This is a genomic window from Gordonia marina, assembly GCF_052036135.1.
Classification (GTDB): Bacteria; Actinomycetota; Actinomycetes; order Mycobacteriales; family Mycobacteriaceae; genus Gordonia.
The window spans coordinates 26,508-42,169 of sequence record NZ_JBPSDN010000002.1; the positions used below are offsets into that span (position 1 = coordinate 26,508).

At 70.5% G+C, this 15,662-nt stretch carries 11 protein-coding genes; 9 read left to right on the top strand and 2 right to left on the bottom strand.

The features are described from left to right. Positions 1 to 5: 5 nt before the first annotated feature. Positions 6 to 1,841, top strand: coding sequence for a hypothetical protein (locus ACSEEN_RS01100; RefSeq protein ID WP_440712030.1), 1,836 nt, complete (start codon positions 6 to 8; stop codon positions 1,839 to 1,841). Positions 1,842 to 1,902: 61 nt separating this feature from the next. Beyond that, on the top strand, positions 1,903 to 4,359 hold the full coding sequence (locus ACSEEN_RS01105; protein WP_440712031.1) for a UvrD-helicase domain-containing protein: 2,457 nt from the start codon (positions 1,903 to 1,905) through the stop codon (positions 4,357 to 4,359). 60 nt (positions 4,360 to 4,419) lie between these two features. Here ACSEEN_RS01105 and ACSEEN_RS01110 read toward each other — a convergent pair whose 3' ends face one another. Next, a complete protein-coding gene (locus ACSEEN_RS01110) occupies positions 4,420 to 5,433 on the bottom strand; it encodes a M23 family metallopeptidase (RefSeq protein ID WP_440712032.1) in 1,014 nt (337 codons plus the stop codon). A gap of 281 nt (positions 5,434 to 5,714) precedes the next feature. Between ACSEEN_RS01110 and sucC the strand changes: the two genes are divergently transcribed. The 6 genes from sucC to ACSEEN_RS01140 all read left to right on the top strand — a co-directional run bounded on the left by sucC (position 5,715) and on the right by ACSEEN_RS01140 (position 10,296). After that, positions 5,715 to 6,878: an ADP-forming succinate--CoA ligase subunit beta gene (gene sucC, locus ACSEEN_RS01115; protein WP_298442184.1), complete on the top strand. Its 1,164-nt coding sequence runs from the start codon at positions 5,715 to 5,717 to the stop codon at positions 6,876 to 6,878. A gap of 17 nt (positions 6,879 to 6,895) precedes the next feature. Next, complete coding sequence (sucD, locus tag ACSEEN_RS01120; RefSeq protein WP_298442181.1) at positions 6,896 to 7,798, top strand: succinate--CoA ligase subunit alpha; 903 nt, start codon at positions 6,896 to 6,898, stop codon at positions 7,796 to 7,798. Positions 7,799 to 7,890: 92 nt separating this feature from the next. Continuing rightward, positions 7,891 to 8,550 (top strand): hypothetical protein, encoded by a 660-nt coding sequence (locus ACSEEN_RS01125; protein WP_440712033.1) that lies wholly within the window; start codon positions 7,891 to 7,893, stop codon positions 8,548 to 8,550. Next, positions 8,547 to 9,020 (top strand): RDD family protein, encoded by a 474-nt coding sequence (locus ACSEEN_RS01130; protein ID WP_440712034.1) that lies wholly within the window; start codon positions 8,547 to 8,549, stop codon positions 9,018 to 9,020. Before ACSEEN_RS01125 ends, ACSEEN_RS01130 begins: the two co-directional genes overlap by 4 nt. Then, the gene (locus ACSEEN_RS01135) at positions 9,017 to 9,670 is read left to right on the top strand and encodes a DUF5336 domain-containing protein (protein ID WP_440712035.1); all 654 of its coding nucleotides are present in this window, start codon (positions 9,017 to 9,019) and stop codon (positions 9,668 to 9,670) included. Before ACSEEN_RS01130 ends, ACSEEN_RS01135 begins: the two co-directional genes overlap by 4 nt. Positions 9,671 to 9,684: 14 nt before the next feature. After that, complete coding sequence (locus ACSEEN_RS01140) at positions 9,685 to 10,296, top strand: TetR/AcrR family transcriptional regulator (RefSeq protein ID WP_440712036.1); 612 nt, start codon at positions 9,685 to 9,687, stop codon at positions 10,294 to 10,296. Between the two features lie 15 nt (positions 10,297 to 10,311). Here ACSEEN_RS01140 and ACSEEN_RS01145 read toward each other — a convergent pair whose 3' ends face one another. Next, positions 10,312 to 13,836 (bottom strand): indolepyruvate ferredoxin oxidoreductase family protein, encoded by a 3,525-nt coding sequence (locus tag ACSEEN_RS01145; protein WP_440712037.1) that lies wholly within the window; start codon positions 13,834 to 13,836, stop codon positions 10,312 to 10,314. 242 nt (positions 13,837 to 14,078) lie between these two features. Here ACSEEN_RS01145 and ACSEEN_RS01150 point away from each other — a divergent pair, with 242 nt between their 5' ends. Then, a complete protein-coding gene (locus tag ACSEEN_RS01150; protein WP_440712038.1) occupies positions 14,079 to 15,659 on the top strand; it encodes a carboxyl transferase domain-containing protein in 1,581 nt (526 codons plus the stop codon). The last annotated feature ends 3 nt before the right edge of the window (positions 15,660 to 15,662 follow it).

Below are 15,662 nucleotides of genomic sequence, written 5' to 3' on the forward strand. Positions count from 1 at the left end.
ACGGCATGACCGACGAGCACTCCGCGGGCCTGGCCCGGATCGGGATCATCGCCACCGTCGCGATCGTCGCCCAGGCGGTGGTGCGCGGGATCCTGGTGGCCCGAGGGAACTTCTACTGGGACGACCTGATCCTCATCGGGAAGGCCTCCGCCCACCCGATCCTGAGCTGGGACTACCTCGGCGCCGATCACGACGGCCACTTCATGCCCGGCGCGTTCCTGCTGGCCGGGATCACCACGGTGGCGGCCCCCGTGCAGTGGTGGCTGCCGGCCGCCACGCTGGTGGTGTTGCAGGTGCTCGCCTCGCTCGCCGTGTGGCGGATGATCCGCACGCTGGCCCCGACCGCGCGACTCGGCGCGATCGTGGCGCTGGCGTTCTACCTCTTCTCCCCGATGACGGTGAGTTCCTTCGCCTGGTGGGCGGCCGGCCTGAACTCCCTGCCCATGCAGGCCGCGATGGCGGTCGTCGTCGCCAACGCGGTGCTGCTGGTCCGCCGGGATCCGGCGGTCGACGAACGACGGCGCCGCGTCCTCACCGCGGGTGCGATCGCGGCCTTCGTGGTGGCGCTGCTGTTCTTCGAGAAGTCGCTGTTCATCCTGCCGGTGGCCTTCGTCGCGGCGGTGCTGGTGACCGGCCGGGAGGCCGGCGTCGGCGGTGGCGACTACCGCGACTCCGCGCTGACGGTCACCGCACGCCGGGCGCGCCCGCTCTGGCTCGCCCTCACCGGGGTCTTCGCGGTCTGGATCGTCGTCTACCTCTCGGTGTCGTCGGCGACGGCCGGTCCGCATTCGCTGGGGCAGACGGGCCGACTGGTCTGGCGCAGCGTGAACGACGCGATCGTGCCGTCCCTGGTCGGCGGCCCGTGGCACTGGGACCGGTGGCTGCCGTCGCCGCCGATGGGTTTCCCCGCCGTCTGGATGATCGTGGCCGGCTGGGTGCTGCTCGCCGCGGTCGTGGTGTGGACCTGGCAGACCCGGCGCGGCGGTCTCGCGGTCTGGGCCGCGGCGGCGCTCTACGCGGTCGGCGCGCAGATCCCGGTGATGTGGAACCGGTCCAGTCCCGCCACCGCGCTGGAGCTGGCGCAGACCATGCGCTACCTGCCCGACACCGCGCTGGTGATCGCGATCGCCATCGCGCTGGTGGCCTCGGCCCCGACGCGGGGTGCGCACGCGCCGCGGGCCGCGGCGACCTCCCGCGCCCCGCGGGTGGCGCTGGCCGTCGGTGCGGTCGCCGTCGTGGCGTCGGCGCTGGTCGGTACGGCGTCGTTCTCGGCGTCGTGGCGCGACGATCCCACCGGCGACTATCTGGCGACCGCCAAGAAGTCCCTGGCGCAGCACCGCGACCTGGTGATGTTCGATCAGGCTCTGCCGCTGGAGGTGCTCACCCCGGTGGCCTACCCGAACAACCAGATCAGCCGGGTCTTCGGGCGGGTCCGTGACCGCCCGCGGTTCGGCTCGGTGACCGACCGTCTGATGGTCCTCGACGAGGCCGGGGCGATGGTGCCCGGCGGGGTCAGTCCGGTGCGCGAGGTACCCGAGAGCGGCGGCACGTGCGCCAGTCCGGCGCTCACCGGCCCGACCCGGCTGACGCTGTCGGGTCCGCTGATCGAATGGAAGTGGACGGTGGCGCTGAGCTACTGCGCCGACACCGACGGCGAGATCGGCGTCCGGCTCGACGGCGACGAGGTGCGCGTGCCCGTGCGCACGGGGCTGCACCCGGTCTACTTCCAGCTGTCCGGCGGCGGGCACGAGCTCGTCGTGCGTCCGCTGACGCCGGGCCTGGCCCTGCACACCGGCGCCGGGCGGGTCGGTGAGCCGATCGTCGCCGCGTATGCGCCGTGACCGGCTCGCCGGCCCTCCCACGGTCGGTCGTGTCGGAGGTCGCCGGTAGCCTGGACAGGCGATGACATCCTCTTCTGACCAGCTTCTCGACGGCCTCAATCCCCAGCAGCGCGCGGCGGTGCTGCACAGCGGCTCGCCGCTGCTCATCGTGGCCGGCGCCGGGTCGGGAAAGACGGCGGTGCTCACCCGCCGGATCGCCTACCTGCTCGCCGAACGCGGGGTGACGCCCGGGCAGATCCTGGCGATCACCTTCACCAACAAGGCCGCCGCCGAGATGCGCGAGCGGGTGATCGATCTGGTCGGCCCGCGCGCCAACTACATGTGGGTGTCGACCTTCCACTCCACCTGCGTGCGGATCCTCCGCGCGCAGGCGTCGCTCCTGGGCAACCGGAACTCCAACTTCTCCATCTACGACTCCGACGACTCGCGGCGGCTGCTCGGCATGGTGGTGCGCGATCTCGGACTCGACCCGAAGAAGTACAGCCCGCGCGGCCTGTCGACGGTGATCTCCAACTTCAAGAACGAGCTGAAAGATCCGGAGGAGGTGGCCGCCACCCTCGCCGACATCCGGCCCCAGCAGGGGCAGACCGCCGAGGACATCGCGCGCGTCTACGCCGAGTACCAGCGGCGGCTCGCCGACGCCAACGCCTTCGACTTCGACGACCTGATCGGCGAGACGGTAGCGCTGCTGCAGCGACATCCCGAGGTGGCCGAGTACTACCGGCGCCGGTTCCGGCACGTCCTGGTCGACGAGTACCAGGACACCAACCACGCGCAGTACATGTTCGTGCGGGAACTGGTCGGCGAAGCCGACTCGGGGGTCACGGCGCCGTCGGAGCTGTGCGTCGTCGGCGATTCCGATCAGTCGATCTACGCCTTCCGCGGTGCGACGATCCGCAACATCGAGGAGTTCGAGCGCGACTACCCGAACGCGGAGACGGTGCTGCTGGAACAGAACTACCGGTCCACGCAGACGATCCTGTCGGCCGCGAACGCGGTGATCGCGCGGAACGCGAACCGCCGGGAGAAGAAGCTGTGGACCGACGCCGGCGACGGTGAGCTGATCGTCGGCTACGTCGCCGACTCCGATCGGGACGAGGCGCAGTTCATCGCCAAGGAGATCGACGAGCTGTGCGACTATTCCGTCGGCGGATCGAGCTCGGCCAAGTACTCCGACATCGCGGTGTTCTACCGCACCAACACCGGCTCGCGGCCCATCGAGGAGTCGTTCATCCGGCACGGCATCCCGTACAAGGTGGTCGGCGGCACCCGCTTCTACGAGCGTAAAGAGGTGCGCGACGTCGTCGCGTACCTGCGCGTGGTCGCCAACCCCGACGACTCGGTGAGCCTGCGCCGCATCCTCAACACCCCGCGCCGCGGCATCGGGGACCGCGCCGAGGCCTGCGTCGCAGTGCACTCGGAGAACCTCGGGATCAGCTTCTATCAGGCGCTGGTGGAGGCGCAGGAGAACCGGGTGCCGCTGCTGAACACACGTGCGGTGAAGCAGATCGGCGGCTTCGTCGACCTGATCGAGGGGCTGCGGCGCGACTTCCTGCTCGCCTTCGCGTCCGACGACGACGGTGACGCGGCGATCGCCGATGCGACCGCGGAGGGAGCCGACATCGGCGACCTGGTCGAGGCGATCGTCGACCGCACCGGCTATCGTGCCGAGCTGGAGGCCTCCAACGACCCGCAGGACGGCGCCCGCCTGGACAACCTGAACGAACTGGTCGCCGTCGCTCGTGACTTCAGCCTGGAAGCCGCGCAGCGCGACCTCGACGACGAGTACGAGGATGAGCCCGATGACGAGGACTCCACCGTCGCCGAGGGGGAACCGGAGCCCGGCTCCCTCGCCGCGTTCCTGGAGAAGGTGGCGCTGGTGGCCGACGCCGACCAGGTGCCGGAGCAGGACGAGGGTGTGGTGACCCTGATGACCCTGCACACCGCCAAGGGCCTGGAGTTCCCGATCGTGTTCGTCACCGGATGGGAAGACGGCATGTTCCCGCATCAGCGGGCGCTGGGCGACGGTGCCGAGCTGAGCGAGGAACGACGCCTCGCCTACGTCGGCATCACCCGCGCGCGGCAGCGCCTGTACGTCTCGCGCGCCATCATGCGCGCGGCCTGGGGCCAGCCGGTGGAGAACCCGGAATCCCGCTTCCTGCAAGAGATCCCGCAGCACCTGCTCGACTGGCGCCGGACCGAACCGCGCCGTGAGCGCGGCGGTTTCGGCGGCTCGCGCCCCGGCGCGGGCCGGCCGTTCGGATACGGTTCGGCCGCCGGTGGTGCGTCGTCGGGGATGCGCGGACGCGCGTCGTATTCATCGGACCCCACGCGCGGCCGCAACAAGTCGGTGCACTACGACATCGGCGACCGGATCAACCATCCGAAGTACGGGATGGGGAAGGCCGTCGCCAAGACCGGCGCGGGTCCCACCGAGCAGATCACCTTCGATTTCGGCGGCAACGTCGGCCGGGTGACCCTGCTGACCCTCGGCGGTCTCCCCGGCGAGAAGCTGTAACCGGTCGCCGGACGCCCGCGGGCGGCGGGGACTGCCGGTCGGGGATGGGAGCGGTGCCGCTCAGCCGGTGTAGGCGGACATGCGGATGCCGTGCGCGGCGAGCCAGGGTGCCGGGTCGATCTTCTTACCGTGCTGCCACACCTCGAAGTGCAGGTGCGGGCCGGTGGAGAAGCCCTCGGAGCCGACCAGCGCGATCACATCGCCCGCGGTCACCTTCTGGCCCTCCCTGACCAGCACGCCCGACGACGCCATGTGGCCGTACATCGTGATGGTGCCGTCGGCGGCCTTGAGCCAGATCCAGTTGCCGAACCCGGACGCCGGTCCGGCCTTGACGATGGTGCCGTCGGTGACCGCGTGGATCGGGGTGCCCAGCGGTGCGGCGAAGTCGAGGCCCGTGTGCATGGTGCCCCAGCGCATCGCGAACCCGGAGGTGAAGGCGTAGTGGCCGAGCGGGATCGGCGAATCGTACAGCGGCTTGCGCGCGGCGTTCTCCCGGGCGGCCTGCTCGGCGGACAGCTGCTTGCCGATCTTCAGCTGATCGGTGTAGCCGGTCATGTCCGCTCCCGCGGCGGCCGGGACGGCGCCGCCGTTCAGGTCGGAAGTGTTCGCGGCCAGAGCCGGGGCCGGAGCGCTGTCGCCGGCCGGCGCGGGATCGGCGGCGACGGTGGTCTCGTGGGTGCTCGAACCGGCGACGGCCGCGGCCGCGGCACCGGCGGCCACGGCGATCAGCGCGGTCCGGGCCCGCAGCGAACTCGGCGGTCCGGCCCGATGCGCGCCGCGCTTCCCGGTGACCGGGGGCTTCGTGACCGGCGGATCCTGCGGCTGGGGCTCGCCGGCGGTCGCACGGTCGGCGGCGGTGATCGCGGTGGACCCACGCGCGGCGGAGGTGACGAGCGGGACCTCGGTACGAGTGGTTTCGGCAGGCGTGGACACCGGCGAGACGGGCTCGCCCGATCGTGCCGGACCGAGGCCGAGCCGAAGGCTGCGCGGCGGGAGCGGGATGTCGCGGGTCATGGGACCGACGGCGGCGGGATCGGCGGCAGACGCCGCATCTCGCCGGATGCGTTCGGTCACTTCAGTCACCTCGAGCCGCCCTTTCGCTGTAACCATCTCGTTATCAACCCCATGAACGGTAACCGGTGGGCAGGTGCTAAGTCCACCCGCCGACCGCCCGTTCCTGACTGAACGGACAGCGAACGGTGTCTCACCGGCGGGTTTCTTCCTACCCGCAGGTAAGTGATTCTTTCCACTCGGAGCCGGACCCGACTCGGGAGTAGGGGTCGGCGGGTCTAGAATTTCTTGTGGCCCGCGTTACCCGAGTGGGTCTACTTCCCACACTTCAGATGGTGAGCTGAATGGATCTATTCGAATACCAGGCGAAGGAACTGTTCGTGAAGCACGGCGTTCCTTCGAGCGCGGGCTCCGTTGCCGAGGCTTCGGCCGACGCGCGCGCGATCGCCGAGCAGATCGGCAAGGCCGTGATGGTCAAGGCCCAGGTCAAGACCGGTGGCCGTGGCAAGGCCGGTGGTGTGAAGTTCGCCGCTACCGCGGACGAAGCTCTCACCCACGCGCAGAACATCCTCGGCCTCGACATCAAGGGCCACATCGTCAAGAAGCTGCTCGTCACCGAGGCGAAGGACATCGCGGAGGAGTACTACATCTCCTTCCTGCTCGATCGCGCCAACCGTGACTACCTGGCCATGTGCTCGGTCGAGGGCGGCATGGAGATCGAGGAGGTGGCCGCGACCAAGCCCGATCGCCTGGCCCGCATCTCGATCGACCCGGTCGCCGGTGTCGACGTCGCCAAGGCGCGCGAGATCGCCAAGGCCGGACATCTTCCGGAAGAGATCCTCGACGCCGCCGCGGTGACCATCGCCAAGCTGTGGGAGGTCTTCGTCGAAGAAGACGCCCTGCTGGTCGAGGTCAACCCGCTCGTGCGCACCCCCGAGGATGAGATCCTGGCCCTCGACGGCAAGGTCACTCTGGACGACAACGCCGAGTTCCGTCACCCGGATCACGCCCTCTTCGCCGACGTCGAGGCCACCGATCCGCTGGAGCTCAAGGCCAAGCAGCACGACCTCAACTACGTCAAGCTCGACGGTGAGGTCGGTGTCATCGGCAACGGTGCCGGTCTGGTCATGTCGACGCTCGACGTCGTCGCCTACGCCGGTGAGCTGCACGGCGGCGTGAAGCCCGCCAACTTCCTGGACATCGGCGGCGGCGCCTCGGCCGACGTGATGGCCGCGGGCCTGGACGTCATCCTCGGTGACGCGCAGGTCAAGAGCGTGTTCGTGAACGTCTTCGGCGGCATCACCGCCTGTGACGCGGTCGCCAACGGCATCGTCGGCGCGCTGAACCAGCTGGGCGACACCGCCACCAAGCCGCTGGTGGTCCGCCTGGACGGCAACAAGGTCGACGAGGGCCGGAAGATTCTGGCGGAGGCGAACCACCCGCTGGTGACCCTCGCCGAGTCGATGGACGAAGGCGCCGACAAGGCCGCCGAACTGGCGAACAAGTAAAGGGGCCGGGAAAACACATGTCGATCTACCTCAATCGAGACAACAAGGTCATCGTCCAGGGCATCACCGGCGGCGAGGGCACCAAGCACACCGCGCTGATGCTCAAGGCCGGCACCAACATCGTGGGCGGCGTCAACGCCCGCAAGGCCGGGACCACCGTCAAGCACGTCGACGCCGCCGGCCGCGAGATCGAGCTGCCGGTCTTCGGCAGCGTCGCCGAGGCCATGGAGAAGACCGGGGCCGACACCTCGATCGCCTTCGTGCCGCCGGCCTTCTCGAAGGACGCCATCATCGAGGCCGTGGACGCGGAGATCCCGCTGCTCGTGGTCATCACCGAGGGCATCCCGGTCCAGGACACCGCGTACGCGTGGGCCTACAACAAGGACAAGGGCGCCAAGACCCGCATCATCGGCCCCAACTGCCCGGGCGTCATCACGCCGGGCGAGGCCCTGGTGGGCATCACGCCGAACAACATCACCGGCAAGGGCCCGATCGGACTGGTCTCCAAGTCCGGCACCCTGACCTACCAGATGATGTACGAGCTGCGTGACCTCGGCTTCTCCACCGCCATCGGCATCGGCGGCGACCCGGTCATCGGCACCACTCACATCGACGCGATCGAGGCCTTCGAGGCCGATCCGGAGACCAAGGTCATCGTGATGATCGGTGAGATCGGCGGCGACGCCGAGGAGCGTGCCGCCGCGTACATCCAGGAGAACGTCTCCAAGCCGGTCGTCGGCTACGTCGCGGGCTTCACCGCCCCCGAGGGCAAGACCATGGGTCACGCCGGCGCCATCGTGTCCGGCAGCTCGGGCACCGCGCAGGCCAAGAAGGAGGCCCTCGAGGCCGCCGGTGTCAAGGTCGGCAAGACGCCGAGCGAGACCGCCCGCCTGGCCCGCGAGATCTTCGAGAACCTGTAGATCCCGCACTCGTACCGCTCACCGCGCCCCGGAGACCGCCACGGTCTCCGGGGCGCGGTGTATTCGCGGCGGTGCCGGGGCATAATGAGCGGGTGAACGAGGTGATGCGCCGCGGTGACGGACCGCTGTCGCGGCTGCCGGTGATCGGCGGCCCGGTCGACGCGCTCGCCGCGGCCGCGCTGGCCGTACCGCGACAGGTCGTGTCGACGGTGGCCGCTGTACCCCGGACCGTCCTGCACGCGGTGCTCGACGAGATCTTCGGGTACGTCTCGGAGACCGATCTGACCTCGGTGCTGCTCCGCTCGGTCGACCTCGACCGGCTGCTCGCCTCGGTCGACCTGAACGCGCTGCTGCGGCAGGTGGACCTCAATGCGCTGCTGGCCGACGTCGACCTGAACGCGCTGCTGGCCGACGTGGACCTCAACCCGGTGATCGCCGGGCTCGACCTGAACCCGGCGGTCGCGGCGCTCGAACTGGAACCGGTGATCACCGCGATCGACCTCAATCGGGTCCTGGAGGGCGTCGACATCGATGCCGTGCTTCACCGCACCGACCTGGTCGGCGTCGCCGCCACAGTGGTCGACGGCATCGACCTGAACAACATCGTCCGGGAGGCCAGCTCGTCGGTGACCACCGAGATGATCACCGACGTGCGCAGCGGCAGCGAGCGGGCCGACGACAAGGTGGACCAGTTCGTCGGACGCATTCTGCGCCGCAAGACCGCCGATCCGCAGCAGCGTGACGCGCCGTGACGGCCGAGCTGCGTAACGCCGGGATCGTCAGCCGCTTCGTGGCGGCGATGATCGACGGCCTGGTGGTCCTCGGCTTCCAGGTCGGCATCTATCTGGCGATCGCCCTGATCCGGCTGGTGCTCAGCGTGCGGGCGTTCACCCTGCCCGACTACGCCTGGGTCTGGGGTACCACGTCGTTCATTGCGATCGCCATCGCCTACCTGACGCTGTCGTGGGCGGCGTTCGGCCGCACCTTCGGCCAGCTCGTGATGGGAGTCGCGGTGGTGAGCCGGGGGACCGGCCGCAAGCCGAAGCTGGTGCGGGCACTCGGCCGGGCCGCACTGAGCGCCTTCGTCCCGGTGGGCCTGTTCTGGGTGGTGGTCTCGCCCCGGCGCTGGTCCCTGTCGGACCTGGTGTGCTTCACCCGAGTGGTCTACACGCACGACGTCCTGCCCGATCATTCGCCGGTCAGTGGTTCAATACCGGCATGACAGAGAATCCGAATTACGGCCCGCAAGCGGGTCCCACGCAGTGGGGTCCCGCGCCGCAGGACCCGCCGCCGACGGTCGCCGGTCCGTACCCGCCGTCGGGCCCCTACGGCCCGCCGGCCACCGGCCCGTACGGCCCGCCGACCGGCCCGTACACCGGCCCGCCCACGCAGTACGGCCCCCCGGCGGGTCAGCCGCCCGCCCCGAACTTCTTCACGCAGCTGCCGCTGCCGTACAAGCTGTCCCTCGGGTCGGCGGTCTTCGGTGTGCTCACCTACATCATGGGCTTCCTGTCGTGGGTCACGATCGACGACAGCATCGAGCAGAAGGCCAGCCGCTGGGCCGACGACAACAGCAATCAGGTGGGTATCCCGGCGTTCCTCACCATGGTGTTCACCCCCGGCTACTTCCTGCTCTTCCTCGGTGCCGCGGGCGTCGCGTCGTTCGCGTTCCTGGTGCCGAAGTGGCGCCGGTACCTGCCGCACGTCGCCGCCCTGGTGGTGCTGGCATGGCTGGGCCTGCTGGCCTGCGCGCTCGGCCTGCCGTCGTTCATCAGCCTGGGCGCGGGCGCCATCGTCTCACTGGTCCTGGGTTCGCTGCAGCTGGCGCTGATCGGTGCGGCCGTGATCGTCGACGGACGTTCGGAGAGTTAGGCCGTGTCCGTCCGGTGAGCGAGACGACCGAACCGGCTCCCACCACCCGCCGAGGTCAGGCCAAGGCCGCGCGGCGCGGTGAACTCCTCGCGGCCGCGGCGCGCCAGATGGCGCGCCGCGGCTTCGTCGCCGTGCGCCTGGAGGACATCGGCGCGGAGGTCGGCATCAGCGGTCCGGCCATGTACCGGCACTTCTCGTCCAAGAACGACGTCCTCGACGAGCTGTTGCTCGACATCAGCGAGCGGCTGCAGACCGGGGGCGACGAGGTGGTGGCCCGCGGCGGCTCCCCGGACGAGGTGCTGCGCCGGCTGGTCGAATTCCACATCGACGTGCTGGTCACCAAGCCGGACCTGATCGCGATTCAGGACCGGGACCTGCACTCGCTGAGCGCCGACGCGCGCCACCGCGTCCGCACGCTGCAGCGCCGCTACGTGGAGACCTGGGTGTCGGTGCTGGTCGACGCGGCCGCCGCGGCCGGACGTGCGCTGCCGGCCGAGGACGCCCGGGTCCGGGCGCACGCGACCTTCGGCCTCCTCAACTCGTCACCGCGGTTGCCTCCGTTCGACGTGACCCGGCTGGCCGCGCTCCTGACCGACATGGCGCTGGCGGCCCTCCTCGTCGACTGAGGCGTCACCGAAGTCTCAGACCTCGGTCAGCCGGGTCAGTTCGGCGCGGAAGCGTTCGACGTTCGCGAGTTTGATCCCCTCGTAACCCCGCACCAGATCGGGCAGTTCCGCGACGGCGACCGCCTGCTCGAGCTGCGCGGCCGAGGGGTGCTCACCCAGGCCGGCGACCACCCGATCCAGCGCCGCCCGGTACTCGCCGATCAGCGCGCGCTCGGTCCGGCGGACCTGGGTGTGGCCGAACGGATCGAACCGGGTGCCCCGCAGCCGCTTCAGCGACTCCAGTCCGCGCAGCCCGGGGCGTCCCCAGCGGCCGACCGCCAGCTTCTTGCGCATCCCCAGCTCGCGCAGCACCGGCGGGTGCAGGCGGACGGCCGTCGCGGCGCCGTCGCCGAACTGCTCGGCCACCTGCGCCGCGAACCCGGCATCGCGAGTCAGCCGGGCCACCTCGTACTCGTCCTTGTAGGCCATCAGCTTGTACAGGTTGCGGGCCGCCGCCGCGGTGAGCCGGTCGTCGCCGACGCGCTCGGAGATGCCGCCGACGTACGACGCGAACTCCCGCGCATAGGCCTCGTCCTGGTAGGCGACCAGTTCGTCGTACCGGCGGGCGACGACCTCGCGCGCCTCGTCGCCGGCCCCGATCAGCCCGGCCGCCGCGCGCAGCGCTCCCGGGCTGGACCGATACGCGGGGACAGCGGTGTGGCCGTGCGCGGCCTGCGCCAGCTCGTCCGGATCGGCGAGCACCTGCCGCCCGCGCCGGAACGCCTGCACGTTCGCCTCCACGGCGACGCCGTTGAGTTCGATCGCCCGCTCCACGGCGGCGGCCGAGATCGGCAGCGCGCCCGCCTGATATGCGGCGCCCACCATCAGCATGTTGGCGAACTGCTCGTCGTCGAACAGTTCCTCGGCGAGCCGGGCCGCGTTCAGATACACCGAGCGCGACACCTCGGCGTCGATCGCCGACCGCACCCGCGGCGCCTCCGGGAAGACGACGGCGCTGTCGGACACCATCGCGCCGGTCGGGACCTGCGCGGTGGAGACCACCGCGGTGGTCTTGGCGACGGAGGCGACCTTGAGGTTCACCGGATCGGCGCCGACCAGCTGATCGCAGGCGAGATAGAGGTCGCAGTCGCCGGTGGCCACCTTCGCGGCCTGCTCGACGCGGGTGCGCGAGAGTTTCAGGTCGCTCACCACCGCGCCGCCCTTCTGGGCGAGGCCGGTCATGTCGACGGTGCGGGCATCCAGGCCGTCGAGCACGGCCGCGGTGGCCAGCACCTGCGAGACGGTCACCACGCCGGTGCCGCCGATGCCGGTGACGCGGATGGTGAAGGTGCCCGAATCCGCCGGTGCCGCCGGCGGCGCGGGGAGCGCGGTGTCGGCCAGGGCGGCGGCGCGCCGCGCCCGGCGCGGCGCCGGGGTGACGGTGACGAACGCCGGGCAGTCGCCGTCCAGGCACGAGTAGTCGAGGTTGCACGAACTCTGGTCGATCCGCGTCTTACGGCCGAACTCGGTGGGCACCGGGTGCACCGACAGGCAGTTCGACTTCGCGCCGCAATCGCCGCAGCCCTCGCAGATCCGCTCGTTGATCATCACCCGGGTCGCCGGGGTCGACGCCGTCCCCCTCTTGCGCTTGCGCCGCTTCTGCGCCGCGCACTCCTGGTCGTGGATCAGCACGGTCACGCCTTCGGTGGCGGCCAGCTCACGCTGGACGTCGAGCAGGTCGTCACGGTGCCGGACCTGCGCCGCGGTCTTGCCCAGCGACTTGCGGGTGCGGGCCGGGTCGTCGGAGGTGACCACCACGCGGGCGACCCGCTCGGCGCGCAGCAGGGTGACCAGCTGCGGCAAGCTCATCTCGCCGACCGGATCCTGGCCGCCGGTCATCGCGACGGTGCCGTTGTACAGCAGTTTGTAGGTGATGTTCGCTCCGGCGGCGATGGCCGCGCGCAGCGCGAGCGAACCGGAGTGCGCGAAGGTCCCGTCGCCGATGTTCTGCACGAAGTGCCGCTCCTGCACGAACGGCGCCATGCCCAGCCACTGCGCGCCCTCGCCGCCCATCTGGGTCACCCCGGCCACGTCGCCGACCTGCGCCGGATCCATCAGCAGCACCATCGCGTGGCAGCCGATGCCTGCGCCGACCAGGGTGTCCGGTGCGACCGGGGTGGAGCTGTTGTGCGGGCAGCCGGAGCAGAAGTACGGCGAGCGCACCGCCAGTGGCAGCGTGATCCGGGAGCCGCGCGCGGTGTGCCGTTCCAGCCAGCGCCGGGCCGGCTCGATCCGGTGCCGCCGGCCCAGACGCTCGGCGAGGCCGCGGGTCACCGCGTCGACGTCGAGCTCGCCGAACCGGGAGAAGAGGGTGGAACCGTCCTCGTGCGACTTGCCGACGATCGCCGGTACCCGCGAGCGGCCGAACAGGTTGTCGCGCAGCATCGTCTCCACGAAGTCGCGCTTCTCCTCGACGACGATCACCTCGGCGAGCCCGTCGATGAAGGTCTCCACGATGCTCTGCTCCAGCGGATAGACCATGCCGAGTTTGAGGATCCGGATGCCCAGCCGCGCGAGATCGTCGTCGTCGATGCCGAGGTGCCGGAGGGCCTCGCGGACATCGAGATAGGTCTTGCCCGCGGCGACGATGCCGATGCGATCGTCGCCGGAGCGGGCGACGATCCGGTTGAGGCCGTTGAGCCGCGCGTATTCGACGGCCCGCGGCATCCGGGTGGTGAGCTGGTTCTGCTCCAGTTCCATCAGACTGGCGCCGAGGAGCCGGCCGCTCGGCACGTGCGGGCTGGTGCCGAGGCCGCCGAGATCGATGGTGAACCGGTCGGCGTCGACCACCGCGGTCGACGCGCCGTCGGCGACGTGCGCCGAGATCTTGAGCGAGGTCCAGAGGCCCGAGATGCGACTCATCTGGGCGGCGTGGATGCCGAAGTCGAGGATGTCGGCGCTGTCGGCCGGGTAGAGGATCGGCAGGTAGAGGTCGGCGAGTGCCATCTCCGAGGCGCACGGGACCGTCGAGCTCTTGGCGCCGGGGTCGTCGCCGACCAGGGCCACCGCGCCGCCGGTGGGCGAGGTGCCGATGATGTTCGCGTGGCGCAGGGCGTCGGTCGCCCGGTCCAGGCCGGGCGCCTTGCCGTACCAGTAGCCGACGATGCCGTCGCGCGGCGCCCCGTCCGGGGCGGGAGCCAGGGTCCCGACGCGGGCGGCCAGCTGCGAGCCCATCACCGAGGTGGCGGCGAGTTCCTCGTTGACCGCGGGCCGGTGCACCACGTCGTACGGGGCGAGGCAGGCGGCGCGGCGGGCGATCTCCAGGTCGTATCCGGCGAGCGGTGAGCCCTCGTAGCCGGACAGGAACGACGCGGTCCGCAGGCCGCTTCCGCGATCGGCGATCGCGCGGTCGCGAACCATCCGGACCAGGGCCTGGATGCCGGTGAGATAGACGGTGCCGGACTCCGCGGTATAGCGGTCGTCGAGCGAGAAAGCGCCGGTCCGGCCGGTCGCGGGGGAGGGGAGGCCGGTGCCGGAGGCACGGTGATCGGCGATGGTCATGGGGGTGCCCAACCTTCGTGTCGGCTCGGTGGTGCCGGTCCCCGGGGTGACGGGTGCCGCGACGCCGCGAGCGGGTTTTCGGGGCCGCGGTGGTTGTGCGGCCCCACACCTAGGATACGAGGAGAAGTGACGGACGTCACGGAAGGGTGAATGTTCGGCGGATCTGGCGGGATCGGGTGACAGGACGGCGCCGGTGCCGTACGGTCACATTCAGTTAATCTTCGATAACTGAAAGGGAGTCGATGACGACCGTGGAGAATCGCGAGCCGGCGGCGCAGCATCGCGCCAACGTCGGACTTCTGCGCGAGCGGCTGGCCGCGTCGGCGGCCGGCGGCGGCGCCAAGGCGCGGGACCGGCACCTCGCCCGCGGCAAGCTGCTGCCCCGGGACCGCATCGACGGGCTGCTCGATCCCGGCTCGCCGTTTCTCGAGGTCGCCCCGCTCGCCGCGTTCGGCATGTACGACGGCAAAGCGCCCGCCGCCGGGGTGGTCGCCGGGATCGGCCGCATCCACGGCCGCGAGTGCATGGTCGTCGCCAACGATGCGACGGTGTCCGGCGGCACCTACTACCCGGTGACGGTCAAGAAGCACCTGCGCGCCCAGGAGATCGCCGCCGCCAACCGGCTGCCGTGCATCTACCTCGTCGATTCCGGCGGCGCCATGCTGCTCAACCAGGACGACGTGTTCCCCGACCGCGACCACTTCGGCCGGATCTTCTTCAACCAGGCCACCATGAGCGCCGCGGGCATCCCGCAGATCTCCGCCGTCCTCGGGTCGTCCACCGCCGGCGGTGCCTACGTCCCGGCGATGAGCGACGAGAACGTGATCGTCAAGAACCAGGGCACCATCTTCCTGGCCGGCCCGCCGCTGGTGAAGGCGGCCACCGGCGAGGACGTCACCGCCGAGGACCTCGGCGGCGGCACCATGCACTCGTCGGTCTCCGGCGTCACCGATCACCTCGTCGACAACGATGAGCAGGCCCTGGCGAAGGTCCGCGAGATCGTCGCGACCTTCGGCCCGCGCGACCCGGCGCAGTGGGACACCGCCGAGACCCGCGACCCGATCCGGCCGCAGACCGCGCTGTACGACGCGGTGCCGACCGACCCGCGCATCCCGTACGACGTGCGCGAGGTGATCACCACGCTGGTCGACGCCGGCGAGTACACCGAGTTCAAGGCGAACTACGGCACCTCGCTGGTCACCGCCTTCGCGCACCTGCACGGGCATCCGGTCGGCATCGTCGCCAACAACGGTGTGCTGTTCTCCGAGTCCGCGCAGAAGGGCGCCCATTTCATCGAGCTGTGCGACCGCCGGTCCATCCCGCTGATCTTCCTGCAGAACATCACCGGCTTCATGGTCGGCCGGCAGTACGAGGAGGGCGGTATCGCCAAGAACGGCGCCAAGATGGTCACCGCCGTCGCCTGCGCCCGCGTGCCGAAGCTGACGGTGATGATCGGCGGGTCGTTCGGGGCGGGCAACTACTCGATGTGCGGCCGCGCCTATTCGCCGCGCTTCCTCTGGATGTGGCCCAACGCGCGGATCTCGGTGATGGGCGGCCCGCAGGCCGCCGACACCCTCGCGACGGTGCGCCGCGGCGGGGTCGAACGCTCCGGCCAGGAGTGGTCGGCGCAGGACGAAGAGGCCTTCAAGGAACCGATCCGCCGGCAGTTCGAGGAACAGTCGGACGCGTACTACTCCACCGCGCGGCTGTGGGACGACGGGATCATCGATCCCGCCGACACCCGGACCGTGCTCGGCCTGGCGCTGGAAGCATGCCGTTACGCGCCGCTGTCGCCGGTCAACAACGGCGTCTTCAGGATGTGAGCA

What these genes read in the sequence shown, in the direction of transcription:
- ACSEEN_RS01100 (WP_440712030.1), top strand. Translation starts at nt 6, where the DNA reads ATGACCGACGAGCACTCCGCGGGCCTGGCCCGGATCGGGATCATCGCC.
- ACSEEN_RS01105 (WP_440712031.1), top strand. Translation starts at nt 1,903, where the DNA reads ATGACATCCTCTTCTGACCAGCTTCTCGACGGCCTCAATCCCCAGCAG.
- sucC (WP_298442184.1), top strand. Translation starts at nt 5,715, where the DNA reads ATGGATCTATTCGAATACCAGGCGAAGGAACTGTTCGTGAAGCACGGC.
- sucD (WP_298442181.1), top strand. Translation starts at nt 6,896, where the DNA reads ATGTCGATCTACCTCAATCGAGACAACAAGGTCATCGTCCAGGGCATC.
- ACSEEN_RS01135 (WP_440712035.1), top strand. Translation starts at nt 9,017, where the DNA reads ATGACAGAGAATCCGAATTACGGCCCGCAAGCGGGTCCCACGCAGTGG.
- ACSEEN_RS01145 (WP_440712037.1), bottom strand. Translation starts at nt 13,836, where the DNA reads ATGACCATCGCCGATCACCGTGCCTCCGGCACCGGCCTCCCCTCCCCC.
- ACSEEN_RS01150 (WP_440712038.1), top strand. Translation starts at nt 14,079, where the DNA reads ATGACGACCGTGGAGAATCGCGAGCCGGCGGCGCAGCATCGCGCCAAC.